Annotated in this window: 33 protein-coding genes and 1 pseudogene; 10 read left to right on the top strand and 24 right to left on the bottom strand. The window is 46.7% G+C overall.

The window, feature by feature from the left end; genetic code table 11:
- Window positions 1–164 precede the first annotated feature (164 nt).
- The 3 genes from AC5W14_RS10710 to AC5W14_RS10700 all read right to left on the bottom strand — a co-directional run bounded on the left by AC5W14_RS10710 (window position 165) and on the right by AC5W14_RS10700 (window position 3,835).
- The gene (locus AC5W14_RS10710; protein ID WP_496194377.1) at window positions 165–1,343 is read right to left on the bottom strand and encodes an iron-containing alcohol dehydrogenase; all 1,179 of its coding nucleotides are present in this window, start codon (window positions 1,341–1,343) and stop codon (window positions 165–167) included.
- A 24-nt stretch (window positions 1,344–1,367) separates the two neighbouring features.
- On the bottom strand, window positions 1,368–2,216 hold the full coding sequence (gene ahlS / locus AC5W14_RS10705; RefSeq protein WP_496194376.1) for an AhlS family quorum-quenching N-acyl homoserine lactonase: 849 nt from the start codon (window positions 2,214–2,216) through the stop codon (window positions 1,368–1,370).
- A 155-nt stretch (window positions 2,217–2,371) separates the two neighbouring features.
- On the bottom strand, window positions 2,372–3,835 hold the full coding sequence (locus AC5W14_RS10700; protein ID WP_496194375.1) for a xylulokinase: 1,464 nt from the start codon (window positions 3,833–3,835) through the stop codon (window positions 2,372–2,374).
- A gap of 67 nt (window positions 3,836–3,902) precedes the next feature.
- On the opposite strand from AC5W14_RS10700, the gene AC5W14_RS10695 reads away from it, so the two are divergent.
- From AC5W14_RS10695 to AC5W14_RS10685, 3 genes are all read left to right on the top strand, one after another.
- Window positions 3,903–4,409, top strand: a complete 507-nt coding sequence (locus AC5W14_RS10695; protein ID WP_496194374.1) for a metallophosphoesterase family protein — start codon at window positions 3,903–3,905, stop codon at window positions 4,407–4,409.
- A gap of 74 nt (window positions 4,410–4,483) precedes the next feature.
- Window positions 4,484–5,119 (top strand): sigma-70 family RNA polymerase sigma factor, encoded by a 636-nt coding sequence (locus AC5W14_RS10690; protein ID WP_496194373.1) that lies wholly within the window; start codon window positions 4,484–4,486, stop codon window positions 5,117–5,119.
- Window positions 5,103–5,270, top strand: coding sequence for a YvrJ family protein (locus AC5W14_RS10685; protein WP_496057931.1), 168 nt, complete (start codon window positions 5,103–5,105; stop codon window positions 5,268–5,270). Before AC5W14_RS10690 ends, AC5W14_RS10685 begins: the two co-directional genes overlap by 17 nt.
- Before the next feature lie 29 nt (window positions 5,271–5,299).
- On the opposite strand, the gene AC5W14_RS10680 is transcribed toward AC5W14_RS10685, so the two are convergent.
- Genes AC5W14_RS10680 through chrA form a run of 3 tightly spaced genes read right to left on the bottom strand, consistent with a single transcriptional unit; the run spans window position 5,300 to window position 6,910 of the window.
- Entirely contained in the window at window positions 5,300–5,434 is a 135-nt protein-coding gene (locus AC5W14_RS10680) for a hypothetical protein (protein WP_496057932.1), read from the bottom strand.
- A 27-nt stretch (window positions 5,435–5,461) separates the two neighbouring features.
- The gene (locus tag AC5W14_RS10675; protein WP_496194372.1) at window positions 5,462–5,722 is read right to left on the bottom strand and encodes a hypothetical protein; all 261 of its coding nucleotides are present in this window, start codon (window positions 5,720–5,722) and stop codon (window positions 5,462–5,464) included.
- 15 nt (window positions 5,723–5,737) lie between these two features.
- Window positions 5,738–6,910, bottom strand: a complete 1,173-nt coding sequence (gene chrA / locus AC5W14_RS10670) for a chromate efflux transporter (protein WP_496194371.1) — start codon at window positions 6,908–6,910, stop codon at window positions 5,738–5,740.
- Between the two features lie 173 nt (window positions 6,911–7,083).
- On the opposite strand from chrA, the gene AC5W14_RS10665 reads away from it, so the two are divergent.
- Window positions 7,084–7,425 carry a hypothetical protein gene (locus tag AC5W14_RS10665; protein ID WP_496194370.1) on the top strand — a complete coding sequence of 114 codons (342 nt, stop codon included), beginning with the start codon at window positions 7,084–7,086 and terminating at the stop codon, window positions 7,423–7,425.
- A 65-nt stretch (window positions 7,426–7,490) separates the two neighbouring features.
- Here the strand turns inward: AC5W14_RS10665 and argS are convergent, their stop codons facing one another.
- From argS to AC5W14_RS10650, 3 genes are all read right to left on the bottom strand, one after another.
- The gene (gene argS, locus AC5W14_RS10660) at window positions 7,491–9,161 is read right to left on the bottom strand and encodes an arginine--tRNA ligase (RefSeq protein WP_496057936.1); all 1,671 of its coding nucleotides are present in this window, start codon (window positions 9,159–9,161) and stop codon (window positions 7,491–7,493) included.
- A gap of 4 nt (window positions 9,162–9,165) precedes the next feature.
- Window positions 9,166–9,603 (bottom strand): YwiB family protein, encoded by a 438-nt coding sequence (locus AC5W14_RS10655; protein ID WP_496057937.1) that lies wholly within the window; start codon window positions 9,601–9,603, stop codon window positions 9,166–9,168.
- A 163-nt stretch (window positions 9,604–9,766) separates the two neighbouring features.
- Window positions 9,767–10,753 (bottom strand): cyclodeaminase, encoded by a 987-nt coding sequence (locus AC5W14_RS10650; protein WP_496194369.1) that lies wholly within the window; start codon window positions 10,751–10,753, stop codon window positions 9,767–9,769.
- A 126-nt stretch (window positions 10,754–10,879) separates the two neighbouring features.
- On the opposite strand from AC5W14_RS10650, the gene AC5W14_RS10645 reads away from it, so the two are divergent.
- Entirely contained in the window at window positions 10,880–11,050 is a 171-nt protein-coding gene (locus AC5W14_RS10645; RefSeq protein ID WP_496057939.1) for a hypothetical protein, read from the top strand.
- Here the strand turns inward: AC5W14_RS10645 and AC5W14_RS10640 are convergent.
- Window positions 11,045–11,530 (bottom strand): GNAT family N-acetyltransferase, encoded by a 486-nt coding sequence (locus AC5W14_RS10640; RefSeq protein WP_496194368.1) that lies wholly within the window; start codon window positions 11,528–11,530, stop codon window positions 11,045–11,047. The two genes, AC5W14_RS10645 and AC5W14_RS10640, sit on opposite strands and share 6 nt — an antisense overlap.
- 96 nt (window positions 11,531–11,626) lie before the next feature.
- On the opposite strand from AC5W14_RS10640, the gene AC5W14_RS10635 reads away from it, so the two are divergent.
- The gene (locus AC5W14_RS10635; RefSeq protein ID WP_496057941.1) at window positions 11,627–11,866 is read left to right on the top strand and encodes a hypothetical protein; all 240 of its coding nucleotides are present in this window, start codon (window positions 11,627–11,629) and stop codon (window positions 11,864–11,866) included.
- 33 nt (window positions 11,867–11,899) lie between these two features.
- Here AC5W14_RS10635 and AC5W14_RS10630 read toward each other — a convergent pair whose 3' ends face one another.
- The 7 genes from AC5W14_RS10630 to AC5W14_RS10600 all read right to left on the bottom strand — a co-directional run bounded on the left by AC5W14_RS10630 (window position 11,900) and on the right by AC5W14_RS10600 (window position 16,133).
- Entirely contained in the window at window positions 11,900–12,631 is a 732-nt protein-coding gene (locus AC5W14_RS10630) for a hypothetical protein (RefSeq protein WP_496194367.1), read from the bottom strand.
- Window positions 12,632–12,651: 20 nt separating this feature from the next.
- Complete coding sequence (trhO, locus tag AC5W14_RS10625) at window positions 12,652–13,623, bottom strand: oxygen-dependent tRNA uridine(34) hydroxylase TrhO (RefSeq protein ID WP_496057943.1); 972 nt, start codon at window positions 13,621–13,623, stop codon at window positions 12,652–12,654.
- A gap of 134 nt (window positions 13,624–13,757) precedes the next feature.
- Window positions 13,758–13,940 (bottom strand): hypothetical protein, encoded by a 183-nt coding sequence (locus AC5W14_RS10620; RefSeq protein WP_496057944.1) that lies wholly within the window; start codon window positions 13,938–13,940, stop codon window positions 13,758–13,760.
- Window positions 13,941–14,037: 97 nt separating this feature from the next.
- A complete protein-coding gene (locus AC5W14_RS10615; protein ID WP_496194366.1) occupies window positions 14,038–14,748 on the bottom strand; it encodes a Crp/Fnr family transcriptional regulator in 711 nt (236 codons plus the stop codon).
- Between the two features lie 81 nt (window positions 14,749–14,829).
- Window positions 14,830–15,279: a universal stress protein gene (locus AC5W14_RS10610; protein WP_496057946.1), complete on the bottom strand. Its 450-nt coding sequence runs from the start codon at window positions 15,277–15,279 to the stop codon at window positions 14,830–14,832.
- 163 nt (window positions 15,280–15,442) lie between these two features.
- On the bottom strand, window positions 15,443–15,706 hold the full coding sequence (locus tag AC5W14_RS10605) for a hypothetical protein (protein WP_496057947.1): 264 nt from the start codon (window positions 15,704–15,706) through the stop codon (window positions 15,443–15,445).
- Window positions 15,707–15,830: 124 nt separating this feature from the next.
- On the bottom strand, window positions 15,831–16,133 hold the full coding sequence (locus AC5W14_RS10600; protein ID WP_496057948.1) for a hypothetical protein: 303 nt from the start codon (window positions 16,131–16,133) through the stop codon (window positions 15,831–15,833).
- 224 nt (window positions 16,134–16,357) lie between these two features.
- Between AC5W14_RS10600 and AC5W14_RS10595 the strand changes: the two genes are divergently transcribed.
- Both AC5W14_RS10595 and AC5W14_RS10590 read left to right on the top strand, forming a co-directional pair.
- Complete coding sequence (locus tag AC5W14_RS10595) at window positions 16,358–16,570, top strand: hypothetical protein (RefSeq protein WP_496057949.1); 213 nt, start codon at window positions 16,358–16,360, stop codon at window positions 16,568–16,570.
- 17 nt (window positions 16,571–16,587) lie between these two features.
- Entirely contained in the window at window positions 16,588–16,857 is a 270-nt protein-coding gene (locus AC5W14_RS10590; RefSeq protein ID WP_496057950.1) for a glutaredoxin family protein, read from the top strand.
- Between the two features lie 126 nt (window positions 16,858–16,983).
- Here the strand turns inward: AC5W14_RS10590 and AC5W14_RS10585 are convergent, their stop codons facing one another.
- The gene (locus AC5W14_RS10585; RefSeq protein ID WP_496057951.1) at window positions 16,984–17,334 is read right to left on the bottom strand and encodes a hypothetical protein; all 351 of its coding nucleotides are present in this window, start codon (window positions 17,332–17,334) and stop codon (window positions 16,984–16,986) included.
- Window positions 17,335–17,411: 77 nt separating this feature from the next.
- Window positions 17,412–18,791 carry a Glu/Leu/Phe/Val family dehydrogenase gene (locus AC5W14_RS10580; protein WP_496194365.1) on the bottom strand — a complete coding sequence of 460 codons (1,380 nt, stop codon included), beginning with the start codon at window positions 18,789–18,791 and terminating at the stop codon, window positions 17,412–17,414.
- 175 nt (window positions 18,792–18,966) lie between these two features.
- Here AC5W14_RS10580 and AC5W14_RS10575 point away from each other — a divergent pair, with 175 nt between their 5' ends.
- Window positions 18,967–19,515: a shikimate kinase gene (locus tag AC5W14_RS10575; RefSeq protein ID WP_496194364.1), complete on the top strand. Its 549-nt coding sequence runs from the start codon at window positions 18,967–18,969 to the stop codon at window positions 19,513–19,515.
- 116 nt (window positions 19,516–19,631) lie between these two features.
- Here AC5W14_RS10575 and AC5W14_RS10570 read toward each other — a convergent pair whose 3' ends face one another.
- The 3 genes and pseudogenes from AC5W14_RS10570 to AC5W14_RS10560 all read right to left on the bottom strand — a co-directional run bounded on the left by AC5W14_RS10570 (window position 19,632) and on the right by AC5W14_RS10560 (window position 20,696).
- The gene (locus AC5W14_RS10570) at window positions 19,632–19,763 is read right to left on the bottom strand and encodes a hypothetical protein (protein WP_256497878.1); all 132 of its coding nucleotides are present in this window, start codon (window positions 19,761–19,763) and stop codon (window positions 19,632–19,634) included.
- A 144-nt stretch (window positions 19,764–19,907) separates the two neighbouring features.
- Window positions 19,908–20,102, bottom strand: a pseudogene (locus AC5W14_RS10565) (hypothetical protein); the annotation flags it as partial.
- Between the two features lie 48 nt (window positions 20,103–20,150).
- Window positions 20,151–20,696: a GNAT family N-acetyltransferase gene (locus AC5W14_RS10560; protein ID WP_496194363.1), complete on the bottom strand. Its 546-nt coding sequence runs from the start codon at window positions 20,694–20,696 to the stop codon at window positions 20,151–20,153.
- 208 nt (window positions 20,697–20,904) lie between these two features.
- On the opposite strand from AC5W14_RS10560, the gene AC5W14_RS10555 reads away from it, so the two are divergent.
- On the top strand, window positions 20,905–22,926 hold the full coding sequence (locus tag AC5W14_RS10555; protein WP_496194362.1) for a methyl-accepting chemotaxis protein: 2,022 nt from the start codon (window positions 20,905–20,907) through the stop codon (window positions 22,924–22,926).
- A 72-nt stretch (window positions 22,927–22,998) separates the two neighbouring features.
- On the opposite strand, the gene AC5W14_RS10550 is transcribed toward AC5W14_RS10555, so the two are convergent.
- Both AC5W14_RS10550 and AC5W14_RS10545 read right to left on the bottom strand, forming a co-directional pair.
- A complete protein-coding gene (locus AC5W14_RS10550; protein WP_496057957.1) occupies window positions 22,999–23,124 on the bottom strand; it encodes a hypothetical protein in 126 nt (41 codons plus the stop codon).
- Entirely contained in the window at window positions 23,124–25,553 is a 2,430-nt protein-coding gene (locus tag AC5W14_RS10545) for a heavy metal translocating P-type ATPase (RefSeq protein WP_496194361.1), read from the bottom strand. Before AC5W14_RS10545 ends, AC5W14_RS10550 begins: the two co-directional genes overlap by 1 nt.
- Between the last annotated feature and the right edge of the window lie 61 nt (window positions 25,554–25,614).

Raw genomic sequence — 25,614 nt, 5'->3', positions numbered from 1 at the left:
ACAGTATAACAAAAAACGTAATGAATGAACATTCAGTCATATAAATTATTTCATTTTTTTACCGATTATTGCTTTTTCAAACAGGCAGATCATCTGTTTCCAGCTGCTTTCACGCCAAAAACCAGCCTGCTTATGCAGACTGGGCTTCTTGTTTGAAATAAATCTTATGCTTCTATAGCTCTGCCGGAAAACGCCGATTGGTAGATCTTCCGGATATCTTCTCTTTCGAGCGTGAGCGGACTTCTTGCCAGAATCCGCTTCTGCTTCACGCCATCGTCGGTCAGGGAATCGAGTGCTGATTCAGGCACATTAAAGCCCTGCAGGGTTTTAGGAATCCCGACTTCTTCTACAAGGCCTTCCAATGCGGCAATCAGTTTTTTGGACCCTTCTTCCGCTGTGAGGTCTCTGCCATCAAAGCCAAGGGCTTCATACATATCTTTCATGCGGGTTTCACTGCTTTTGCGGATATAGCTCATAACGTAAGGCAGCAGCACAGCGTTGGAGTCCCCGTGGGCAATGTGAAACTGGCCGCCCAGCGGGTAAGCCAGTGCATGAACGCCGGCCACTCCGGCATTAAAGAAAGCCAGCCCCGCAATGTAGCTGCCGTGGCTCATATCCGACCGGGCTTCTTTATTGTTTCCATCCTTCACAGCTGTTACGAGCGAACGCCCGATCAGCTTTATTGCATGCAGTGCCAGAGCATCCGTTGCCGGGCTTGCAAACTTGGAAATATAAGCTTCCATCGCATGCGTTAAAGCGTCCACTCCGGTTGCTGCCGTTACTTTCGTAGGCACACTCATCGTAATCTCCGGATCTACAATGGCTGCATCTGCCAGCAGATAATCGTGTGTGATCACATCTTTCGTACTTTCCAGACTGAATACGGCGATATTGGTTACTTCTGAGCCGGTTCCTGCGGTGGTTGGAATTAGAATTTTGGGCAGCCCTCTGCTGCTGAGCTCCCGGCTGCCGCTTAAATTCAAATAACTCTCTGCAGTTCCTTCATGGGTCGCCAGCACAGCCGCTGCTTTAGCCATGTCAAGAGCACTGCCGCCACCGAGCCCGATAACCAATTCATACCCGCCTTTTCTAATATACTCCACCAGACTTTCTCCAACCTCAATCGGCGGCTCGGGCACTACTTCTGTATATACGTCTGTGTCATATCCCTGCTCCTTTAAAGGAGAGATTATTTTTTCTACCACGCCGATGTCCTGTAGTACGGGATCGGTCACGACTAATATCCGCTTCGGGCTGTGCTTTTCCACTTCCCCCGGCAGGTGGGAAAGAGATCCCCAGCCCGTATAGGATAACGGGGTAAATACCAGTTTTGCATTACTCATGCTTTCACTTCTCCTTTTTAGTGCTTATTCATAGTAGCCTTCCGTCGACTTGCGGAATTGTTTAAACTGATCCGAATCATGTCCATACCAGATCTGCGACCCGGTTTCATCTGCGAGTTTTTTTATCTTTTCCACGGTTCGGACAAATCCGACCGAGTCGTAAATTATACCGGGAGGCTTAATCGGCGGTCCGTAGCTTTCCGCTGTATAAATCGCATCCGAAGCCAGAATAATACCACCCTGCTCAGGCATGTTTATATGCAGGCCCAGCATTCCCCAGGCGTGACCGCTTCCGAAATTCAGCAGCGTAACGCCGTCCGCCAGCTTAAGAAAATCCTCGTTTTTGCGGACGGTTTTCCACTGCAGGCCATTTTTGATCCATGCATCTATATCCGCCCAGATGTAGGCACCTGCCTGCTTGTGTCTCGCGTAGCTCTGCAGGGCACCATTTAATTCATCCTCATGGACAATTACTTCGGCGTTCGTGAACATTTCCAGACAGCCGGCGTGATCTAGATGAAGATGGGATGCCACGACATATTTAATATCTTCCGGCCTGACATTTAATTGCTCCAGCCGGTTGTGCAGATAGCATTCCTCCCCCGCTTCCCACGGGAACGTTTTCTGCGTGGCTTCCATCCATCTGCCTTCCGGTCCCATTGAGTTTGGATTACACGCTGTATCAAATAAAATCTTCCCTTCAGGATGATCGATCAACACCGTATAAATGGGAAATTCAACAAATTCTGCAGGAGCATTCGGGTTATCTGCGGTTGCCGGGTTATGCATCGCGATCATAAAATTTTTGTCCATTTTCATTCGGCCATTGTCCATCACATACAGTTTCGGCTTCGGGTGGTTCATATTGGCCATCGTCTTACCTCCTCATTATTTGTTAAGCGCTTACAAAAAATGAATAAGATAGAAACATTGTTAAAAAACAAGTACCCCGAAAAAATAACCCCCAAACTACAGGCACGTATAAAAAAGATCGGCCGCAGGCTCTTCCCCTCCGGCCGTGCCTTTATTTACAAGGCTGCTGACAACCGATAAAGCTTTTTGTAGCTGTCATAAAGCATCTCATAGGTTTCAGATACACCCGAAACGTATCTGCTTTTTTCGTGCCGGACCAGTACCTGTGCAGCATAAGCGTCATAACCGGACGACCAGCCTAGATAAATAAAAGCCGGTGCGGCCGCTCCGAGACAAGGCAGAAAATCCATGGCCGTCGGAACGGTCCAGCGTTCTCCGGTCACCTCAGCTAATACCCTGCACCATTCCTCGTTTTGAGCCGCTCCTCCAATCAGCGGAATCACCATTTCTTTTTTATGGCCGCGCGGAAACTGCTCCAACGCCTGCCGCACATGAAAGGCAAGCCCCTCGTAAACGGCCCGTACGAGTTCTTTTCGTCCGGTTTCTTTTTTTATTCCGGTAAATACCCCGCATGCCTCCATATCCTGGACGGGAAACCGCTCTCCCTGCAGGTAAGGCAGAAACAGCAGCCCCGGGAAAGGTTCGTGCACAAGAGCTGCTTCTTCCTTCATCTTTCCGTATGGGTCTGCTTCCTCTCCATACCACGTTTCTGCCGCCCACTCCAGCACATTACCAGCATTAAGCATTGGCGCGATAACAATATAGGCATGCTGTGAAGGGTGCAGTAATTGAAAGACCCCCTCGCGCTGCTTTTCCAGCGTTGCACTGACATAGGCCATCCAGCCGGTCGTTCCCATATATAGATACATCTGGGAGGCGGCGGCCGCTCCTGCTCCAATCGTAGTAGCTCCTGCGTCCCCGCTTCCGCATAAAACGGGCAGACCGGATAGAAGACCGCATGCCTCGGCGGCTTCTGCCTGCACGACACCTGCGGGCTCGTGCGCTGCACAAAGACGCGGCAGTTTATCTGCCGGGAGACTGCATGCCGTTAATTCTTTTGTCATCCAGTTTTTTTCCGACAGATCAAACATTCCTGTCGTGGAAGCTGTCGTAGGGTCCGTGCAGGCCTGTCCAGTCAGTTTGAAAATAATATAATCCTTTGCCCCGACCAGGTAATACGCTGTTTTTTCAACCACTTCCGGCTCGTGTCGGTTGATCCACAGCAGTTTGGGCGGCAGCATCGTACCATTAAACGGATTGCTTTCTGCTGTCGCAAACAGATCGGAGAGCTCTTCTGCTTCCTTTCCCGCTCTTGCATCGCTGTATAAAACAGCCCGTCGCAGCGGCCGGCCTTCTGCATCTATTGGAATACAATCCTGCATCTGACCGCTGAAAGAAAGAGCCAGAATGTCCGCAGCGGATACACCACTGCTGTTCCATTCGTTCAGGATGGAACAAAAATGCTTCCACCATTCCTGCGGATCTTGTTCCACGTACCCCTTTTCAGGGTAATACGTATGAACCTTTCGTTCTGCTGTATGCTTTATTACACCATCTTTACTGATTAAAATCCCTTTAATGGACGTGGTGCCCAGGTCAAATGCCGCTGTATAGTTCATTTTCCCGCCCTTTCCTGCTACACTTTTTATTCACTTCTGTATTTTATTAAAGAGAGGAGCCGCTTTTATGAAAATTGTCGTATTAGGGGACACCCATATGCCTAAAAAAGGAAGCCGCTTTCCATCCAGATTAATGCAGGAAATAGAAAACTGCGACCTGATTGTGCATACAGGAGACATTCAGGAGCTTTCTTTTTTACAGGAACTGGAACGCTTTGCGCCTGTGAAAGCAGTAGCTGGAAATACAGACGGGGAAAACGAACGAACCCGCCTCCCGGAACGGGATATTTTTTCCGCCGGCGGTCAGACATTCGGCCTCGTTCACGGACACGGTGACAGGCAGACGACAGAAAAAAGGGCTGTGGCAGCGTTCGCTGATATAGAAAAAGCACCGGACTGTATTCTTTTCGGCCACTCCCACCTGCCTCTGCTTCGTTATGTAAATAAAACACTGTTGTTTAATCCCGGATCGGTGACAGACAAAAGAAAACTGCCTTATTATTCCTTCGGCGTCCTCCATTTGGATGATAACGAAATAAGAGCGGAACACGTTTTTTATAAAGATAAATCATAAAAACGAACAAGTGTTCTTATTCCGGTTGTTATTTCTGTCGTTTTTCCCCTTTATAGAGTAAGGAGGGGATCAACATGACCTGCCATTTTATAGAAAATCTCACCGTTAGTGATTACTGCCCATGCCCTGCTATGGAAGCCTGCCTGAAGGAGCAGCGTGCTGTTCTGGATCACCCGCTTATTCAGTCATTTCTGAAGGAGGAGACGCATCGGCGGCTGTTTATTGACCATGTCTGCCAGTCTTCATCTGAAGCAAAACAAGAACTCGACCGCGCCTTTCATTCTTTTCTCAGCAGTATCCGGCTGCTTCAGTATGTCAGTAAAACCATCCGCTGGGAAGCAGTACAGTTTGATAAAAAGCAACGGAAGTATACCGACAAACATGTCTACCGCGACAGCGGATCAGACTATGAAGAAAGCTTTTTTTCCGAAACGGCAGACGGCAAAGAAGAGTCTTTGGAAACGCAGGTAGTAGAGAAAAAACCGCATCTTGGGGAAAAAATAGAAAATGGGAAGCTCTACGAAGGGATGTCATCCCTGACGCCCAGACAGATCGAAGTGCTTCAGCTTTTATACGATAAAGGCCTGACAACAAAGGAAGCAGCCGCCCGTCTCGCTATTACCCAGCAGGGCGTTTCCAAAATCAACCGTCAGGCTCTTATCAAGCTCAAGCGCTGCCTGGAAAGGACTTCTAATGAACAGCCTGTATGATATTCCATTGTTTGTCCACCTGCTGGCCAACTTCGGTTTCCCTATTATGATTTCGATGTATCTGCTGATGCGGTTTGAAAAACGAATTGAACGGCTTGAAAAAATACTCGGCGATCTGGCGGAAATGATTAAATTTATGTCCAATCGATAACAAAGGACCGGCCGCGGCCGGTCCTTTGTCTATTCATACAGCCTGCGCAGCGTTTCTTTTGCATGTACATCCAGAACCGCTTCCGGCCTGGCTCCCCGTACGAGCGCTTCTGCTTCCTGCACTTTTTCCGTAATCCCCAGTTCCAATAACACACCTGCGGCCACACTACCTGTGCGGCTTTTTCCGCCTTTTCAGTGCAGCACTGCGCTTTTGTTATTTTTTACCGTTTCTGCTGTAAAAGCAATCGCCCGCTGCATTTCTTCCAGCGGTGTCGGCCCGCCGTTCACCAGCGAAAAAGACACCGTTCCTTCTTTGGAAACCGCTCCCTGCAGAGGCAGTTCCGCCTCTGCCCGCAGATCAATCACATAGTCGGGATGCATCTGCTGCGCCGCCTCTTCGGCTTCTGTTTCGCCGCATAAAAATAACTTTTTTAATATGTGTTCTGCATGCATTGTTATCCCTCTTTTCTAAAGTAATAATTGGCCGAGTACAGCGCCGGCCAGCACAACCACCCACGGCTTTGCTTTCCAGAAAACCAAAAGCCCAAATAACAGGACTGCAAGCGCGGCCTCTATAGAGGTTTGAACTGCGCTTGTGAAAATAGGGTCATAGAATGCAGCAGCTAGTATACCGACTACGCAGGCATTAATGCCGTACAGCGCTCCCTGCATCGACCGGCTCTGCCTTGCTGCATTCCAAAAAGGAAGTACCCCGGCAATCAGCAGAAAGGCAGGCAGAAAAATAGCCGCCGTGGCTGTTATTCCGCCGGGAATACCGGAGGCCACCGTTCCTAAATAAGAAGCAAAAGTAAACAATGGACCCGGTACTGCCTGCGCCATCCCGTATCCTGCCAGAAACTCATCGGCGGTGACCAGCCCTGCCGGCACAACTTCCCGCTCTAGTAAAGGCAGCATCACGTGGCCTCCGCCAAACACAAGCGCTCCCGCCCGGTAAAAGCTGTCCCACATATCAAACCACCACGTATTCACTACCGGGCGGAGAAGCGGAAGCATAACGAGCAGGCCGGAAAAGACGGCTAAAAAGGCCGTACCCGTTTTTTTCGATAGAGGTACCGGCATGGGGCTGGTACGTTCATTTGTTTTTCCTTTGTACAATATGTAACCTACAGCACCTGCGGCTGCAATTAAAACAACCTGGCTGAATACTGTCTGCCAGAGAAGCAGGACAATTATCGTCAGTACCGCGATCGTCGCCCGCTCCCGGTCAGGCGCCAGGTTTCTGCCCATTCCAATCAGCGCCTGGGCTACAATCGCTACGGCGACGACTTTCAACCCTTGAATCCAGCCGGCGTCTGCCAGCCCGTAGCTTTGCAAAGCAAGAGCAAATACCATAAGGACAACGACGGACGGAAGCGTAAATCCCAGAAACGAGACGAATGCACCGGCCAGCCCTCCCCGCATGAGCCCGATTCCCATTCCGACCTGGCTGCTTGCCGGCCCGGGAATAAACTGCGCCAAAGCGACGAGGTCTGCATATTCTTTTTCCTGCAGCCAGCGCCTGCGCTCTACATATTCCTGCCTGAAAAAAGCCAGATGGGCAATAGGTCCTCCAAATGACGTCAGGCCGAGACGAAGCGATATAATAAAAATAGACAACAGGCTCGTTTTTCTCTTTGCCAATGTCCTCTCCCCCTTTTTCTTTTTTCAATGTATCATAAATGAAAATGTAGCCGAGTCTCCTGAATTTTTTGTAATAAAATCTTTAAAAACCCGCCGGAGAGACGATTGGCTTATCTATCTGCTTTTCCGGGTATTGTAGGAGAAAGAACGCTTGAGCGATCGGAAAGGCAGGAATGAATATGCCCTCTCATTATAAAGTAACGCTGATTGAAACAACCGCAGCCCGGACACCGTCTACAGAGGAGGACACAGGTATATTGGAAGCCTCATTTCCCACCCTCCAGCGGGCGCTTGCTTTTCAGGCAGACCTTGTGAAAGAACTGCCCGAATGTCATACGGAGCTGATTCACATGACAGAAGGCGATCTCGTTACACTCGATCCGCCCGTGCCCCCGTCCACCCCTGTGAAAGACTTGTTTTTTGAAACGTATCAGGAACAGCAGGAACCACAGCAGAAGCCGGCCCGCTCCTTTTTATGGAAGCTTCCGCTGTTCAAACGCTTCCGCCGCCAATAAAAAAGGCCGGTTCCCACGAATGGGGAACCGAAACCTTCAGCATGTCATTTTCTTTTTTTAGTATCTTACATTTCTTCCGGAGCATGAACACCGATCAGCTTCATACCGTTTTTCAGGGCATACTGCGCAGAAGCGGCCAGCTTCATGCGGGCCTGGGAAAGCGGTACGTTTTCCGGATCTACGACACGATTTGCGTTGTAGAAGCTGTGGAACGAAGAAGCCAGTTCATGCAGGTAGTTCGTGATGCGGTGAGGCGCCCGCTTTTCTGCTGCAAACACGACCGTCTCTGGAAACTCCCCGATTTTCTTTAAGAGCTCCATTTCTTTTTCGGTGCCGATGCCATCAATTTCCGCTTCCGGATTATACGGGATGCCTTTTTGTTCTGCAGAACGCAGAATGCTCGAAATTCTCGCATGGGCATACTGGGAATAGTACACCGGATTTTCGTTGGACTCTGATTTAGCGAGACTCAAATCAAAATCAAGATGCGTATCCGGGCTTCTCATCGCAAAGAAGTAGCGGGTGGCGTCTCTGCCTACCTCTTCCATCAAATCTTTGAGCGTGACAGCTTTTCCCGTTCGTTTGCTCATTTTGATACGTTCGCCGTTTTCATATAAATTCACCATTTGAATAATCTCTACAGCAAGCTGGTCTTTATCGTAGCCGATCGCCTGCACGGCAGCTCTCATTCTCGGGATATACCCGTGATGATCGGCGCCCCATACGTTAATCAACTGTTCAAAGCCGCGTTCAAACTTATCGTTATGATACGCAATATCCGGCAGGAGGTACGTAAAGCTGCCATCGTTTTTCACAAGCACGCGGTCTTTATCGTCTCCATATTCAGTGGAACGGAACCAGACAGCACCGCCTTCTTCATACGTTTCGCCTTTTTCTTTAAGAAAGTCCAGAATCGCTTTCACTTTCCCGTTTTCATAAAGAGATGTTTCCGAAAACCATACGTCAAATTCCACCCGGAACTCCTGCAGGGCTTCTTTCAGCTTTTCCATTTCACGCTTCAAGCCGTATTCCCGGAAAAAAGCGAGTCTTTCTGCTTCGTCTATACTGATATATTTATCGCCGTGTTCCTTTGCAAGGTCCTCGCCGAAACCCTTGACGTCCGCTCCCTGATAGCCGCCTTCCGGCATTGTGCTTTCCATGCCGAGCGCTTCCAGATAGCGGGCTTCAATGGAATAGGCCAGGTTGTTAATCTGATTGCCGGCGTCGTTAATATAATACTCTCTGGATACGTCATAGCCTGCTTTAGCCAGAATGTTGCAGATCGAGTCGCCGACAGCCGCTCCACGTGCATGGCCGAGATGAAGGTCTCCTGTCGGATTGGCGGAGACAAACTCCACCTGCACCTTTTTGCCGTTTCCGTGATTTGTCCAGCCGTAGTCTTCTCTTTCCTGAAGCACAGCCGGGATAATTTCTTTTAAGTAGCTGTTGTCGAGGAAAAAGTTAATAAATCCGGGGCCTGCAATATCTATTGTCTTAATGGAAGCCGCTTCTTTATTTATCTCTGCTGCCAGGTCTTCTGCAATTTGACGCGGCGCCTTTTTGGCTATTTTCGCCAGCTTCATGGCCATATTGGTAGCAAAGTCCCCGTGTGCTTTATCTTTAGGCGTTTCCAGCACCACCTCGGGAATATCTGCTCCCGAGGCGAGCCCGGCTTTTTCTACTGCTTTTATAATTTCCTGCTTTAACGTATCTTTTATCTGTTCTGCAATGTTCATGTACTTATTTTTCCTCCTCTATCGCAATTGTGATGTCGTACCGTCCTGCTTCTTCTCCCTGCAGCTTCAGGTCATAGCCGAACTTGATCCTGCCTGCTCTGCCGCTGTCTTCCCATAAAGCGGCAAGGTGATGGGTTTGGACTTCTGTCGCAAATTTCCCAAAAGACATTTCATACGTGCCTTCTGTCATCTGCCCATAAATATATACCTGGCGCATCGAAACAGATCCGGACCGGAGAATAAGCATTTCCGATGTACCTATTTTAAGCGTGGTGTTCACCTCTCCCACGCCTTCCATTGTTTCCGTAAAAAGTACATACACCCAGTCGTTTTTGTGAACGAGGCTGCCTTTTGTGGAAAGACGAATTTCATCTTTTTCCCCGTCCTGGGTTATTTTTGTTACCATCTCCACGTTCACTGGTGTTTTGGCGGTAGGTTCCATTGCTCTCCTCCCTTCCTCTGTTACTCTGCCTTTTCGTCCAATATGATAAAGTGTAGCGTGTCACTTCAGGCGTTGCAAGCACAATCCACAAAACAGCGGAGGCTTTCCTTGAAAACACACATAAAAAGATGCGATATCGGCTGACATCGCATCCTGCTTGCTTCTACTCTCCAAACACGGTGCCTTTGTTTTCGGCCCGCAGCTTTTTGAAAGCCTGGACCGCAATGGCCGTATCCTGAACACCGGTGCCCGTTAAATCACAAATCGTGATTTGTTCACCGGTCGTCCGGCCGGGGGCTTTTCCGTTAATAATCGTGCCAAGTTCTACAATCGAAGGATCATCAGGACCCAGCAGTCCGGCCGATTCTGCATGATGGAACTCGCCGAGACGAAACACCTGGGCTTTGGAATCACACACCTTGATATCTGCCGCTGCCAGTGCGTCCGGCGCTATTTCATTTTTTTCTTCTGCGTCGGACCCCATTGCAGTAATATGCAGGCCCGGGTGGAGCCATTCTTTTTTTATGAGCGGTGCTTTGGCAGGAGTCGTTGTAATGACTATATCGCTTTTCCGGACCGTCTCTTCTATAGAAACAGCGGCTTGTACCGGAATGTTCAGCTCTTCTTCCATCTCTCCGATATAAGCCTGGACCCGCTCTTCCTTCCGTCCGTAAACACGTACTTCTTCAATCTCCCTTACAAGCGCAAGGGCACGCAGCTGGAAGCGGGCCTGAGCGCCGGTGCCGACTATTCCGGCACGGACCGGCCCTTGTTTAGAAAGATATTTGGCGGCTGCAGCTCCGGCTAATGCCGTCCGTATATCTGTTAGATAGCCGTTATCCTGAAGAAACGCATCCAGCATGCCTGTTTCCGTACTGAACAACAGCATCATACCACTTAAGCTCGGAAGTCCCTTTTCGGGATTATTAAAAAATCCGGAGGACGCCTTTAGAGCAAACTGACTCCATCCTTTCACGTACGCTGTTTTCACGTCCACTTCTCCGTTATTTTCAGGAATATCCACCCGCAGTACAGGCGGCATCGTCACTTCGCCGTTATCAAGTTTTCCAAACCCCTCTTCAATAACGTGAAGCATGTTCTCATCGAGCTCTACGCAGCTGCGGATGTCTCCTTCAGAAAAAATATACACTTAGACCGCCCCTTTACCCTGTTTGCTTTCCCTTTCCCGAAGAAAAAGCGGATTATGCAGAAAACGTGCCTGAATTTACAGACCCTATCGTTTCTCCCTATAATAGAAATAGAAAGGAGCCTGCATATGGAATGGATCCGTTTTGCTCTTCCGGCTCTTTTGTTTGCCGGTATTGTATTTATTTTTTTGGATCAGAGACGCCGCCGGCAGAAGAATAAACTGCTGCTCACGCTCGCTGTACTTGGTGCGCTGTCTTTAATCAGCCACATGCTGCGTCTGGCTGATCATTATTTATGATAAAAAAGACTTTTTCATGAGAATAGATTGAAACGTATCATCACCGAGCGTTTCTTCCATTCTTTCTACTTCAACAAATCCATGTTTTTTATAAAACGCCGTTCCTTTCTTGTTTTCCGCCTCCACATGTAACGTAAGGACCTCTGCCTCTTCGAGCACATCAAAGCAGGCTCTGAACAGGGCTTCTCCGATACCTTTACGCTGGTACTCAGGACGCACGTAAAGAGCGGCCAGCACGCTCTCCCGATCGCCGTTTGGGTACGTAACGTTAATAAATCCGGCGATGAGGTCATTTTCTTCTGCTACAAAAAAGGCGGAACGCTTAAGCCTCATTTTCAGCATCTGGGAAGAGTAGGCATACTCGAGGAAACGATCCTGCGCCTCTTTTTCGACCAGGCCTTCATAGGCTTCGCGCCAGGAGGCTTCCGCTGTCTCCTGTACATTTGGTATATCTGCTTCGGTCATTTTTCTTATATTCATTCTATTCCTCCTTTTAGAAATTCCGGTAAATCTGCATACTTTTCCGGAGAACGGGTAATGCGCAGTAATAGAAGATATTATGAGGAGGATTTTTTTATGGGAAGCCAAGCAGGACAATCACTAAAAATAGGAGCCAACTATACAGCGAAAGAGCTGGACAGCTTCGTGGAAAATACGCACGTGACATTGATCGCTACAAATGAAAACTACTTATTCAGCGATCCTAAACGCCAATACAAGGTAATTCACGAAGTGCAGGGCTACTTCGATCACTCAAAAGAAATCGGCGGCAAAAAGTATATTGAGAAAAAAGCCTATATTGTAGAAAAAGCATAAAGTATCCGCCTCTGCCACGTGCAGAGGCTTTTATTATGCCATAAAAGCCGTAGCTTCCGAAATTACAGCCATTGTCCGTCCCTTAAAAGACGTCGACACACTTTCATTGTTTTCATTTTTATAATAAAACGAATGGCTCTCTTCTAAATGAATATACCCGAGAGACAGCAGGGCCTGCCGAAGGGAAGAGGGAAGTTCTGACGTTCCTTTTGCTGCTGTATAAGCAGGAGAAGGATAGACGTGCACGTCGATATCTCCTCTGCCTGTATCAATAACAATTAAGTCTTCCGGCTGACGGGACACCCAGATCCCTTTAGAATAAACAGAAATCCTTGCTTCTTCCAATGATGCCACACCTTTAAGGTTGATGCCAAACACCTCATCTATCCACATCCGTGCCTTTTCTCCGTCCAGGTACGCTTCCTGCTCCAGGCAGTCCTGCAGCACGTCCCATTTAGACAGCTTCATAATCTCTATATCGGTGATAGGCTGACGATTTTTCCCTGCCGCCTCCATCACCGGGTCGCTGTAACGCTCATTGTACCTGCCTTCTCCGCGGTCGGAAATTTCTATTAAATCTATGTTAAATACATCGTTTACCGTTTCGAGTACCGTTTTTGAATACCCGCTGCCTGACTGCTTTATTTGTTTATCCATCTGATTTATCTTTGACTGCTCGTTAGATGCCTGATTCATCCATTCCACTCCTATGTAGTTATTAATGATAGAAAGAAAGCATGAGGCCGGGCGGACATTCGGCTTCATGCTATTATGCTCCTATGCTCCTATGCGTGCTGGACGTTCTCCCGGCGGATGAGTTCAAGTCGTTCATCCACTTCTGCTTTAGACAGTTCATGTTGAATAATATAACGGTTTCTCGGAGTGACACGGCATTCATGCGTGCAGCCTCTCATATATTTCGCTTCATTTTCTTCCGAACAGAGGATCTGCTTATTGCATTCAGGGTTGCCGCAGTTAACGTAGCGTTCGCAGGGCTGCCCGTCAAAGTGGTCGCGCCCGACTATAACATGCTCGAGCTGATTTACGGGCACACTCAGGCGCTCATCGAATACATAACATTTCCCGTTCCAGCCGGCGCCTTTTACTTCTTCATCTTTTCCATAGGTAACAATGCCCCCGTGAAGCTGAGACACATTTTCAAATCCTTCTTCTTTAAGCCATCCGGAAAATTTTTCGCAGCGGATACCGCCGGTACAATACGTCAGAATCTGCTTTCCTTCAAACTGTTCTTTATTCTCTTCTATCCAGTCCGGCAGTTCTTTAAAAGAGCGGATGTCCGGGCGTACAGCCCCTTCAAAATGACCGATATCGTACTCATAATCGTTACGTGCGTCCAGGACAATCGTATCTTCACGCTGCATCGCTTCATAGAATTCTTTCGGGCTTAAATAATCCCCTGTCTGCTCTTTAGGATCAATATCATCTTCCAGCCTTAAGGAAACGAGTTCACGCTTGGGACGGACATGCATTTTTTTGAATACATGGCCTTCCACTTCATCTATTTTAAAAATAGTGTCTGCGAAATGTTCATCATGGCGCATGGCGCGTATATATTTTTCGGTCTGTTCCACCGTTCCGGAAACGGTGCCGTTGATGCCTTCCGACGCTATAAAGACGCGCCCCTTTAAGCCAATATGCTTACAGTAGTTCAAATGGGCAGCGGCTTTTGTTTCCGGATCTTCGATCGTTACATAATGATAGTATAATAACACCCGATACTGTTGTTTTTCTTCCATCTTTTATCACCTATTGTTTTATATTTGCAAGATATAAACTCGTAAGGCTTAGTACACATACGATTTTCTTACACTGTACTATTGTATAGAGTTCCTCTATTTTTGACAACTTTTCTTTATTCAACAGCTTGCGCTTATTCTTCCCGGGCTGGACGGAACACCGACGACAGAATAAGTAATGCACTTCCCATTACTGTAGCCGCTAAAGCTACAGGCTGGGCCGGCATGAAAAAATAATATCCGGTAATTCCGGCAATAGGAAAAAATCCCATGAAAAACAGGATCAGTCCCGCTGTTCTCATTAGTAACGGCTTCATTGATTACCCCTTTGTTCCTTTTTATTCCATATTCTTTAGTATAGCAAAAAAACCGGTGAAGACAACATCACCGGTTTTTCTGATATAGTATGCATCTCTATTTGGACATCAACGCCTGCAGATGATGAATATTTTTTATAACAATACGGTTTTCCTGAAAATCAATCACGCCTTCCTGCTTCCAGCTGTTTAAAAAACGGTTCACACTTTCTCTGGTCAGACCGATTAACGCACCTATTTCCGTATTCGTCAGCCTGACAGACAGCCTTCTTCCTTCCGGACAGGGAGTGCCAAAAGAGGCATCGAGCTCCAGAAGCGTTGAGGCAAGTGCTTCCTTTTTTCCATACAATAACAGGTCCCGGCATCTTTTCTGGTACAAATACTGCTTTCTGCCGATCCATTTTGAAAACTCAACCGCAAATTCACCCGATTCCCGCATCAAATCTTCTAAAGAGCCGGCAGAGATAACCAAAGCCTCTACTTTCTCCAAAGCTACCGCGCCATAACTGTAAGAACCGTCGATTTCGCCATAATACTCCCCGATCAGGTCTCCTTCATTAATGACGGAATAGATAATTTCCCGGCCGTCTGAGGTCGTTTTTTGGAGCTTGACCTTCCCTTTTCGAATAAAGTAAAATTCGTCAGCTCGATCGCCTTCGAAAAAAAGATAGCTCCCGCGGCACTTATGAATCACCGGCCGCTGCATCCGGCTTTGCAGCCGGCGGAATGGATCATCATACAAAAAATCACGAACGGCCTGGCTGTTCTTCAATCGCGCCCGGCTTTCAATGGAAGAAGCAAAGGTCATGGTTATCACTCCCCCTTACTATTTACCCTAATCATAACAGGTACGGTACTCCTTTGTATGCTGTAAATTGGGAAAATTCTGTTAACTATCCTGTTCAGTCATTCGAACAATCAGGACATCACATTTGGCCCGTCTTGCAATTTGTTCGGAAACACTTCCTATAATAAACCGTTCTACTGCTCCGAGACCGGTAGCGCCTGCCACAATGAGGTCTGCTTCGTGCTTTCCGGCTGTTTCTTTTGGAATCTTCACTTTAGGGGAACCGTGCTCGAGTACCGGTGTTACTTTTCTCACTCCGGCTTCGTTGGCCTGCTTCTCATAGTCATCAAGAAGTTCTTTGGCATAGTCTTCGAGACCTGCAATAAAGGCGGAGCTGTAATGTTCAATTCTGTTATAGGAGCTGGTATCGACGACATGGCAGATAATAAGCTCCGCATCTTCTTTTTTAGCCAAAGCGACTGCTTTTTTGAAAGCATTTTTAGACTCTTCCGATCCGTCCACGGCTGCCAGAATTTTTTGGTAGTTTTCCATTGATCATTACCCCTTTCAAAGGTAGTTTTCTATCTACCTTTAGTATAATAGGTCTTTGTACATAACAGTGTGATCTAAATCACAGGAAATCATAGTAAAATTGACAATTATAAGTCATCCAACGAAAAAAGAAGCTGCCGGAAAGGGGCAGCTTCTCTGTTTGTTACGGTTGAATAATAAATGTCGTCTGGCCATAGTTAGGCTGAAATGATGTATCGTGTTTTACTTTTTTTGTTAATTCTTCATTTTTGTCTGTCTTAAACGTCAGCTGAAATTCTTTTCCTTCCAAATCTTCTGGATCAAGGAGACCATCTATGTGAAGAAGCTGGTCTGTTGTGTTGTGGGCGTCTCCACTTTCAAGCACCGCTTTCGTAAAGGCCAGGTTTCTTTCTGCAGTCGAAGCGTTTGTTACATATACTCTTTCCATTTACTTATCTCTCCTTTTATCGTTCATGACTTTTGTATTCCCAAAACGAAGAGCGCTAACACCTCTTTTATAAAAAACGGCGCCATCAAAAAAAGCCATCCTTCTCCAGGACGGCTTCACGCTGTTACTTGTTTTTGTTTTCAGCTTCTTCCAGTTCTTTCAGCCCTTTATGGGTTTGAGGAAAGCCGTTGGCCTGCCATTCTGATTTATGGGCAGAATCAAGCTGGGAGAGACCTTCTTCTGAAGGATCTGTTTCAGCGTCCACACTTTCTCTTTTATCTATTTTGGGGGAATTGCTTATTGTTTCTTCTTCTGAGCGCTGCGGCAGTTCTTTTTGGTTGTTTTTGCGGCTGGCTGCCAGCACGACCGCTGCTACAGCAGCAAAAACCGCGATCAGGCTCCAGGTACAGTTTGAAATATTTTTCATAACTTCTCCTCCATCTTTATGCCAATGTTATGTGGTTGGACCTCACCGGCATATTTAATCTATCTTTATTCTATGTATCCTTTTTCCGCCTCCTTGAAACCCCCCGGACCAATCAACCGGATCAAAGAACAGGAGTGTCGCTCCCATACGGGTTGTTTGGTATACTTACAAGTATTAAAATAAAATGCCTGAGGGAAAAATATCCGGAAGGAAAAGGTGTCCGCATGGAAATTTCTATTGTACAAATCGGCAAAATGCTGTATTTAGGATTGTTTATTGGATTTGGGCTGTTTTTTGCCTATAATCATTTTCAGGAAGGCGATACGGTTTGGATGATCGCTTTTTTATTAGCTTCTGTCATTCCCTGCATTCTTATCGTAAAAGAATGGAATGCTATTAAGGAAGCCAACGCCAACAAAAATGAATCTTCTAAATAAACGAAGGAGGAAGATCAATGAGTTATTCTATTGATGTATTTACCCAGCCAAACTGTGAATCCTGCCTGAAAGTCAAAACGTGGCTGCAGGAGCAGAAGATTTCCTATACCGAAAAAGATATCGTGAACAATCCGGCAGCAAATAAGGAATTCGGGGAAGCGGGCCAGAAATTTGTTCCGTATACCGTTATCAGCATTAAAGATAAAACGCTAAGTGTCGTAGGGCCGAACACGAAAAAGATTGATAATATCCTGCGCCTGAACGGAGCTTATGCCAAAAAGAAATAATACAGCGCAGCATTAGGCCGGCGTTATACTGCTTTTTTGTTTCACCCCACTTATTACGTTGTATGTAAACACCCGGAGCCCCGAAAAGGCTCCGGGTGTTTTTCTGCCATTCTCCCAGCTTCTTCATTACAGAGCAGGCCTTCCCGCCTGAGTATGGCGGAAAAACTCAATAGCATCTATAAATTCGATATCATAATATTCTTCAACTTCTTCGAGGGTGTACAGCCGCATCCCATCCCGATTTTCAAGGGCAAACATATAGTCATGACGCAGTCTGTCCATCGGCTGTTTGCCCAAAAACTGGTGCTCGTATGCGCCATACTTTTCCTGAAAGCTCTTCGTAAACTCCAGAATAGTATCAAACGAAAGATCGATAAACGCGTGAACGAGCACTAATTTTTTCTTACGGTAGGCTATCGCTCTGTAATAATTGCCGCGCTCATCTTTAATGACATCTTTATATAAGGAAATATCCATTGTTCTGCCCCCTTTTCTCTTGGTGTACATCTATTATACGCCCAATCAAATAGGGAGAAAATGAATCTGCTTCTCTGTCAGTAAAGCTTTCCCCGGATATACAAAATAGTGGAGAGCTTGGTGACAGAGTGAATAAAGCAGTTTTGGCGAAGGGAAAAAGGATCGCCGAAGAACTGCGGAAGAATCGTATCCATCGTATACTGCATTTTATCGATCAGCTGCTTAAATACTTCTTCTTCCGTATACATCGTCGTCTCTCTTCCCTGCAGCCACTCCAAATAGGAAACAATAACACCGCCGGCATTAGCCAGTATGTCCGGAATAATCACAGTGCCCTTATCGCTTAGGTACTTGTCCGCTTCTGCTGTAATAGGTGTGTTGGCTCCTTCAACAAGCAGCTCCGCTTTAATGTCTTTCATATTGGCTGCATCTACTACATTACCAAGTGCTGCAAAAAATAAAGCATCAACATCCATTGTAATGATGTCGTCGCGTTCCATAATATCAGCTTTTATGCCCAGCTCCTTGATTTCCTCGGAAGTTTGGGGAAGATCTCCTTCGTTTTCCTTCGTAAAGGCGGCAAGTTCAGGTACAGCCAGACCATTCTCATTATAAAGTGTTACATTTCTATCGCTAACGGCGACCACTTTATTGTTTAAATGAGAGCAGTAATATGCCTCCAGCGCAGCAACGGAACCAACATTTCCAAATCCCTGCACCGCAATTTTTAACGGCTTGTCCGTATAGCGTACGGCTGTTTTCAAAAAAGCGTTTGTGCTGTCCGGATAATCGCTCTTATGTTCTTTAAGAAAGTCATGAAGAATATAGCGAAAGGTAAAGTAAACGCCTTTTCCCGTTGCTTCTTTACGCCCAAGCGATCCTCCATTCAAAACGCTTTTTCCAGTAAAGCTTCCGCGGTAGGACTGCCCGGGATGAATATTTTTAAATTCAGCCATCATCCAGTCCATTTCCCTTTCGCTTGATCCCACATCGGGTGCCGGCACATCCTTATCCGTCCCGAGAATATCAGCAAAATACTGCACGTATTTTTTGCAGATAAGATTCAGCTCTTTTTTATTATAATCTCTCGGATTGATGGAGATGCCGCCTTTGGCACCGCCGAACGGTACATCATGAAGGGCATTTTTAAGAGACATTAACGAAGCAAGAGTAACCGTCTCTTCTTCATTTACGCTTTCATGAAAACGAATGCCTCCTTTGTAAGCACCCAGCGTATTGTTGTGCTGGACCCGGAAAGCAGGAATCCGCACTACCTTTCCATCTCGGAGCGTCACCCGGAGAAAGGATTTATGAATGTGGTTTGGAGTAGAAAGTATAGAAAGCAGGGAAGAAAAAGCTTTAGTTCTGTCTTCTTCCTGTAAATCAGGAAGAAATTTTTTATTTTCCATTAATGAATACAGAGAATGTTCTATAATTGCTTCAGTCTTGTCCATCATATCTGACAGCCCCTCTCTCTTATGTATGTCTTCTTCCACCTATTCCACTTTTCTGCATGGAATAATCACCGGTTTTCCAGAGGAAGGCTTTGGCGTGTCCGGACCCGGATGTGGTACAATTCATTTTAGAAGATAAGCTGGAAATGACATTCTTATAAAGGAAAGAGAGCTTTTTATGCAGACAAACGAACGGGCACTCAGAGAAAAAAGCATCGTGTTTATCGGCTTTATGGGCGTTGGCAAAACAACTATAGGCAAGCTTGTAGCAAAGAAGCTGTACCGGTCTTTCATAGATATTGATGAAGTCATCGAACAGGAATACCAGATGCCGGTGCCGGAAATTTTCAAAACCATCGGGGAGAAAGAATTCCGCGAAAAAGAAAAGCAGCTGATCCAGCATTATGCCCGGCAGAAATTAAAGGTTATTTCTGTGGGCGGAGGCGCTTTTATGCAGGAAGAAGTCCGCGAAGCCTGTATGGCCAACTGTATTGTTTTTTATCTGGATATTTCGTGGGACTCCTGGAAAGAACGCCTGCACATGATTGTTGATAACCGGCCGGTTCTCCAGGGCCGCAGTCTGGAAGAAATCGAAGAGCTGTTTAACAAACGGAAAATGATCTATGCTGACCACAGTTCCAAGATGTCTACAGATCAGCTTAATGAAGAAGAAGTTGCAGAGTATATTACAGATTCCCTGAAAGTAGCGTGGGAAATGAACGACTAAAACCGATGGTTCACGTGCCATCGGTTTTGTTCTGTTTATTCGTAAGAAAAAACCGTCTCTCCCTATTCAAAAAACCGTTCTCTGCCATAGAGAACGGTTTTTTATATACGTACTGCTTATTTGTGAAACATTGTCATCAATGCGTGATACAATTCAACGCACTGGAAAGTGACCAGACTTAATGCTGTAAGCCCCATTGCTCCCATCATGACAAAGCGGAAGCTTTGTAGAAAATGTGCTGCAATCATGTAATCATCTCCTTATTGAGATTATCATACTCCCTTCCTAAAAAAAATCAAGCGATTTTCACTGAAATTGTAAAAAAAAGTTCACAACCTGCTGTTGTTTTTATGGGAAGCAAAGGTTTCTGTAGCAGAGTCCGCTTTTCTGATTTCGATATTAAATTCATCCTGAATTTCTCCAACGATTTTTTCAATAATGTCTTCAACCGTCACAAGTCCAGCTGTTCCGCCACACTCATTCAGAAGAACAGCCATATGGGTTCTTTTCTTCTGCATAGTCAGAAGCAGCTTTGAGACAGACACGGTTTCGAGCATTTGCATAAAGGGCCGGACGAACGCTTCCAGTATCATCCGGAAAAGCTTATGTATCAAAAGCAAAATAGACGGTGCTCTTTATCTTCCTGCTGCATTCATGTCTGCTTCTTTTAATATCCGGGCTACTTCCATCCGTTTCCCTTCCATGTGTACCGTTTCCCACTCATCCTTTTCTTCTGCTGTTACTTCAAAACCATGCTTTTTCCAAAAAGAAAGGCCGCCTTCCAGAAACAACTGAGTATGCAGGTAAAGCATATGGTAATGCTGCCGGCTGCAAAAATGAAGAAGCTCGGTTAATAGCGCAGTGCCTATCCCTTTTTTGCGCATGGAAGGATCCACATAGCATTTAATAATTTCGCATGTTTCCTCCAAATAATACCTGCCTTTTATGGAAGCAATTCTATCATCATACGGCCTGACGGCTATCGTGCCTGCAATGACCCCGTCGATGTAAGCACCGATTATGACCGTATTCTGCGGTTTTACAAACCGCTCATTCATGTATTGTGCATCGAGTCTGGCCGTTTCGGTTAACGGAAAAGGAAATGCCTCTTCCATCGTTTCAAGCAGAAAACGGCCGGCTTCTTTTGTATCTTCTTCTTGAAGTTCTTTTATGTACAGCACAGCTGGTTCCCCTCTCTTTTTTTGTTCTTGTTTATTTTCTTATAAATTCTTCAAAGAAGAAAGCCTTAATTCTTTTCCTTTTTTTTATAAAATATTTGCTTCCCCTGTCGATAATATAAGTATAAAGTCCTTAAAAAGATTTATTTCTCATCCAAAATAAGGATAATAGAACTACATTTCATATATTTCTGAGAAGGGAAGCTGAAAAATGAAGCGTGCTAAACAATGGTTCACCTTATCCACTATACGGGGAAAGCTGATTACTTATTTTCTTCTCATCGGCCTTCTGCCGGTTACTATTGTATCGTTTCTGCTGTTTTACAAGAGCAGTGATGAAATTATCGCCAAAGAAGAGGAATCTGTACAGGATTCTACGGAATATACGGCAGAGGCGATGGACAGCTGGATCGATAAACACCTCGATGAAATCCGCCTTGCTGCCGGTACGGAAGACATACGGGGAAATGATCCTGATACGCAGCTCCAGCTGGTAAATGAAATTCAGTCCCAGAATGGTAATTATGAAACCGTTGTATTTACGGATGATGAGGGCATCGTTCGTGCCCACACGCTGCCTGAAAATATCGACACTCTGGACCTTTCCGATCGTGATTATTATCAGAACGGAATGAACGGGGAAGAAACCACTTCCGAGGTGCTCACTTCCAACTCTACAGGCAACCGGATTGTTGTCGTAGCCGCTCCTGTTGTCAATGATGCTGGAGACAACGTAGGTGTTTTGTCTGCATCCGTTAATTTTGAAACCGTTGTTACCCAATTTTTAACCGATGAAAACAGCGGTTTTGCTTCGGCTTCCGCTGAACCGATTCTCATAGACGAGCAGAATGTCATTCAAGTTCATCCACAGGAAGAACTGATAGGTACGACTGTAGAAGAGGCTGGTTGGAGCGGGGAGTGGAACAGCCTGCTTGAAACCGGAAAGACGGAAAGCGGTCATACTACGATAGGAAGCGGCAGCAATGAAGACCTGGTTGCCTATGCACCAATTGCAGCTGCCGGCCTTTCCCTGTTCACGGTAACTTCCATGAATGAAGTGCTCGCAGCAAATGATGCTGTTCAATGGATCAGCATCTCAGCCATCCTTATTTCCGCTGTCCTTATTGTCGCGGCTGCCATTTTTATAGCCAAAAGCATCAGCGCTCCGTTAAATCGAGTAGCCGAGCAGGTGCAGCTTGTAGCCGATGGCGATTTAACCGGAGACGACCTGACCGTCAACCGTAAAGATGAAATCGGACGTCTCGCTGTTAACAGCAATGCAATGACTGCCAGCCTTAAAGAATTAATTTCCCAGCTCTCTGTCGGATCCGAGCTTGTCAAAACGTCTTCCCAGGAACTGTTAACGAGTTCGGGTCAATCTACTGACACTACAAAAGAAATTACAGCCTCTATTCAGGAAGTGGCTGCCGGGTCAGAAAAGCAGTCGGAAGGCGTTATGGAAAGTCTCCAATCGATGGAGGAAATGACAGAGGGTGTGCAGCAGATGGCAGACAGTTCCTCTTCTATTTCAGATAACGCCGGTCAGACGCTTGAAATCGCAGAAAAAGGCGATCAGCGTGTGCAGGAAACCCTGGCAAAAATGAAATCCATCCAGCAGTCCGTTTTTCAATCTACAGCAATTACCGAATCCCTGAATAAACGCTCCATGGAAATCGAAGAAATTCTACAGGTGATTACCGGAATCGCTGAGCAGACAAACCTTCTCGCACTGAATGCGGCTATTGAAGCGGCACGTGCCGGGGAGCAGGGACGAGGTTTTGCCGTAGTAGCCGATGAAGTCCGTAAACTGGCCGAAGGCTCACAAGATTCCTCCAAGCAGATCGCTAAAATCATTAAAGAAATTCAGCTCGATATTACCGAATCCTCTCAATCGATGAGTACGGTCACAACAGAAGTAGAAGAAGGGCTCTCCATTGCTGAAGAATCCAAAATGACCTTCCAGGAAATTGTACAGCGCACCAGTATGGTGGCAGGGCAGATTGAAAACATGGCAGCGGTGTCTGAGGAAATGGCCGCCGGCTCCGAGCAGGTCGCTGCCTCGTTTACAAGCATTGCGTCGATTTCCCAGAACACGACAAGCAGCACGCAGCAGATCGCTGCAGCTTCCGAACAGCAGCTTGCCTCCAGTGAAGAAATTAATGCCATTGCCCAAACGCTGCATCTTCTTGCAGAAGAATTAAATGGGCTGGTTGGTAAATTCGAATTAAGCTGAAAATAATAAAGACAGGGAAAGATCACTACGATCTTTCCCTGTCTTTGTGTATACAGTTTTATATTTCAGGAGTTACATTAAAATGCCTGCCGATGCATGCTCCATAGAAGAAGTATCTCCCAGGATGACATACAACACAATAACGGCGGCGAGATAAAGGACACCGGAAATAACCCAGGTCGTGATCGTTTTATCCATCAGCCTGCCCTCCTATGCTTAATTTTCTGAAGCCGGAGCGAGTTGGTTACAACAGACACCGAGCTGAAGGCCATTGCCGCACCGGCAATCCACGGTGCCAGAAGGCCTGCGGCTGCGATTGGAATACCAAGCGAATTGTAGAGAAATGCGAAGAATAAATTCTGCTTAATGTTGCGCATCGTTTTCCGGCTCATTGTTACCGCATCGACAACGCTGAGAAGATCCCCGCGCATCAGCGTAACATCAGCGGCTTCAATAGCAATATCCGTTCCTGTCCCAATAGCCATGCCAATATCGGCTGCAGCCAGAGCCGGAGCATCATTGATGCCGTCGCCTACCATCGCTGTCTTTTTTCCTTCTTTTTGCAGTTCCCGGACATGAAATGCTTTTTCTTCCGGAAGTACTTCAGCCAGGACTCTTTCAATACCTACCGCAGACGCGATAGCCCGGGCCGTTTTTTCGTTGTCTCCTGTCATCATTACCACTTCGAGACCCGCTTCTTTCAACAGGTGGACAGCTTCAGCGGACGTTTCTCTTACCGTATCTGCTACAGCAAGCGCACCTATATAGAATCCGGAAGATGCGATAAGCATGACCGTTTTCCCTTCGGCTTCCAAAGCTTCAACCACTTCACGGACCGGTTCGAAGTCTACGCTGTTTTCTTCCATCAGTTTTTTGGTTCCTGCAAGAATCTCCCCGCCTTCCACTTCTGCCCGTATACCTTTGCCGGGTATACTCTCAAAAGCAGCAGCCGAAAATAAGCGGGCTCCTTCTTTTTCCGCTTTTTCCATAATTGCTTTAGCGAGAGGATGCTCCGAATCTTTTTCGGCAGAGGCAGCTATAGAGAGCAGTTCCATTTCTTTTTCCGGATTAACTGCCAGGATATCGGTCACCGCCGGGCGGCCTTCTGTAATGGTACCGGTTTTATCCAGAATTACTGTATCGATGCTTTGCGTACTCTCCAGGTATTCCCCGCCTTTAAACAGCACTCCCATTTCTGCAGCACGGCCGGAGCCTGCCATGATGGAAGTAGGTGTAGCAAGACCAAGTGCACAGGGACAGGCGATAACCAGGATAGAAATAACGGGAATCAGTGCGGTACCGAACTCCCCGGGTGCTATCCAGATCATCCAGACAGCAAAGGTAAGAAACGCTATTCCAATCACCGTTGGGACGAAAATGCCTGAAATCCGGTCAGCCAGCCGTTGGATATCTGCTTTTGAATTCTGTGCTTCCTCGACGACTTTAATAATCCGGGCAAGTGCCGTATCTTTCCCAACCCGGGACGCTTTCACGCGCAGCGAGCCATTGCTGTTCATTGTAGCCCCGGTGACCGCGTCACCGGCTTTTTTATCGATAGGCATGCTTTCACCGGTGAGCATCGATTCATCGATGGAAGAACTGCCTGAAAGGATTTCTCCATCGACTGGAATTTTATCCCCGGGACGGACCAGCACAATATCGCCCTGCACGACATCTTCGACAGGAATGGTTATTTCTTCGCCATCCCGTTCCACGAGCGCCGTCTTCGCCTGAAGGCTGAGCAGGGATTGAATCGCTTGAGAGGTCCGGCCTTTAGCTCGTGCTTCGAAAAGCTTTCCGAGGACAATCAACGTGATAATCACGGCCGCTGCTTCAAAATAAAGCTCCGGCATACCCATCGATCCGCCGGCTGTCCATTCCAGCCCTAAATAAATACTATAAAAGTAAGCCGCGGAGGTTCCCATGGCTACCAATACATCCATGTTGGCGCTTTTGTTTCGCAGCGCCTTGTAGGCCCCTTTGTAAAAAGGAGCACCGACAATAAACTGAATAGGAGTAGCCAAAGCCAATTGTACCCATGGATCCATAAACATAGCGGGCACCCAGATAAAGGAAGTAAATTCAAAATGGGTGACCATCGTCCAAAACAGCGGCAGTGCCAGAATTAATGAAAAATAAAATCTGCCTGTCTGTACGGAAATGTCGTGCTCCCGCTTGGAGGCCGTTTCACTGTCACTATCGGTTTTCTGCTTTAATTCGTATCCTATTTTATCGACAGCTGCTTCCATCTCTTCGGGCTGGATAGCTTCCGGGTAGTACTCCACCGAGGCTGTCTCCATCGCAAGGTTCACTGCAGCACGCGACACGCCGGGCAGCTTGTTCAGCTTCTTTTCCACTCTGGCCGAGCAGGCGGCACAGGTCATGCCCAGTACATCAAATTCTGTTTTCTCCTGCTCCACGTGATAACCGAGTGACTCTATTTTATCTGCCATTTCTTTTTCAGACACGCTGTCAGCATCATAGGTAATCGTGGAGCGCTCCATCGCAAGGTTCACCTGGGCTTCCTGCACCCCGGAAAGTTTCCCTACTCCTTTTTCAATTCGCGAGGCACAGGCCGCGCAGGTCATACCGGATATATCAAATGTAACTTTTTTTTCGCTGGCCATTTCAAAGCCCCCTTTATACCCTGTATGGGTATATAAAATTGAAAAATATAAGCAGGAATCC

The sequence above is a fragment of the Sinobaca sp. TMA16-18 genome (assembly GCF_059510535.1).
The sequence above is the reverse complement of the archived record's forward strand: the minus strand, read 5'-3'. Positions and strand labels throughout refer to the sequence as shown.

Bases quoted from the DNA above. Each gene is read 5' to 3' on its own strand.
- AC5W14_RS10710 (WP_496194377.1), bottom strand. From the start codon at position 1,343: ATGAGTAATGCAAAACTGGTATTTACCCCGTTATCCTATACGGGCTGG.
- ahlS (WP_496194376.1), bottom strand. From the start codon at position 2,216: ATGGCCAATATGAACCACCCGAAGCCGAAACTGTATGTGATGGACAAT.
- AC5W14_RS10700 (WP_496194375.1), bottom strand. From the start codon at position 3,835: ATGAACTATACAGCGGCATTTGACCTGGGCACCACGTCCATTAAAGGG.
- AC5W14_RS10695 (WP_496194374.1), top strand. From the start codon at position 3,903: ATGAAAATTGTCGTATTAGGGGACACCCATATGCCTAAAAAAGGAAGC.
- AC5W14_RS10690 (WP_496194373.1), top strand. From the start codon at position 4,484: ATGACCTGCCATTTTATAGAAAATCTCACCGTTAGTGATTACTGCCCA.
- AC5W14_RS10685 (WP_496057931.1), top strand. From the start codon at position 5,103: ATGAACAGCCTGTATGATATTCCATTGTTTGTCCACCTGCTGGCCAAC.
- AC5W14_RS10675 (WP_496194372.1), bottom strand. From the start codon at position 5,722: ATGCATGCAGAACACATATTAAAAAAGTTATTTTTATGCGGCGAAACA.
- AC5W14_RS10665 (WP_496194370.1), top strand. From the start codon at position 7,084: ATGAATATGCCCTCTCATTATAAAGTAACGCTGATTGAAACAACCGCA.
- argS (WP_496057936.1), bottom strand. From the start codon at position 9,161: ATGAACATTGCAGAACAGATAAAAGATACGTTAAAGCAGGAAATTATA.
- AC5W14_RS10655 (WP_496057937.1), bottom strand. From the start codon at position 9,603: ATGGAACCTACCGCCAAAACACCAGTGAACGTGGAGATGGTAACAAAA.
- AC5W14_RS10645 (WP_496057939.1), top strand. From the start codon at position 10,880: ATGGAATGGATCCGTTTTGCTCTTCCGGCTCTTTTGTTTGCCGGTATT.
- AC5W14_RS10640 (WP_496194368.1), bottom strand. From the start codon at position 11,530: ATGAATATAAGAAAAATGACCGAAGCAGATATACCAAATGTACAGGAG.
- AC5W14_RS10635 (WP_496057941.1), top strand. From the start codon at position 11,627: ATGGGAAGCCAAGCAGGACAATCACTAAAAATAGGAGCCAACTATACA.
- AC5W14_RS10630 (WP_496194367.1), bottom strand. From the start codon at position 12,631: ATGAAGCCGAATGTCCGCCCGGCCTCATGCTTTCTTTCTATCATTAAT.
- trhO (WP_496057943.1), bottom strand. From the start codon at position 13,623: ATGGAAGAAAAACAACAGTATCGGGTGTTATTATACTATCATTATGTA.
- AC5W14_RS10620 (WP_496057944.1), bottom strand. From the start codon at position 13,940: ATGAAGCCGTTACTAATGAGAACAGCGGGACTGATCCTGTTTTTCATG.
- AC5W14_RS10615 (WP_496194366.1), bottom strand. From the start codon at position 14,748: ATGACCTTTGCTTCTTCCATTGAAAGCCGGGCGCGATTGAAGAACAGC.
- AC5W14_RS10610 (WP_496057946.1), bottom strand. From the start codon at position 15,279: ATGGAAAACTACCAAAAAATTCTGGCAGCCGTGGACGGATCGGAAGAG.
- AC5W14_RS10605 (WP_496057947.1), bottom strand. From the start codon at position 15,706: ATGGAAAGAGTATATGTAACAAACGCTTCGACTGCAGAAAGAAACCTG.
- AC5W14_RS10600 (WP_496057948.1), bottom strand. From the start codon at position 16,133: ATGAAAAATATTTCAAACTGTACCTGGAGCCTGATCGCGGTTTTTGCT.
- AC5W14_RS10595 (WP_496057949.1), top strand. From the start codon at position 16,358: ATGGAAATTTCTATTGTACAAATCGGCAAAATGCTGTATTTAGGATTG.
- AC5W14_RS10590 (WP_496057950.1), top strand. From the start codon at position 16,588: ATGAGTTATTCTATTGATGTATTTACCCAGCCAAACTGTGAATCCTGC.
- AC5W14_RS10585 (WP_496057951.1), bottom strand. From the start codon at position 17,334: ATGGATATTTCCTTATATAAAGATGTCATTAAAGATGAGCGCGGCAAT.
- AC5W14_RS10580 (WP_496194365.1), bottom strand. From the start codon at position 18,791: ATGATGGACAAGACTGAAGCAATTATAGAACATTCTCTGTATTCATTA.
- AC5W14_RS10575 (WP_496194364.1), top strand. From the start codon at position 18,967: ATGCAGACAAACGAACGGGCACTCAGAGAAAAAAGCATCGTGTTTATC.
- AC5W14_RS10570 (WP_256497878.1), bottom strand. From the start codon at position 19,763: ATGATTGCAGCACATTTTCTACAAAGCTTCCGCTTTGTCATGATGGGA.
- AC5W14_RS10555 (WP_496194362.1), top strand. From the start codon at position 20,905: ATGAAGCGTGCTAAACAATGGTTCACCTTATCCACTATACGGGGAAAG.
- AC5W14_RS10550 (WP_496057957.1), bottom strand. From the start codon at position 23,124: ATGGATAAAACGATCACGACCTGGGTTATTTCCGGTGTCCTTTATCTC.
- AC5W14_RS10545 (WP_496194361.1), bottom strand. From the start codon at position 25,553: ATGGCCAGCGAAAAAAAAGTTACATTTGATATATCCGGTATGACCTGC.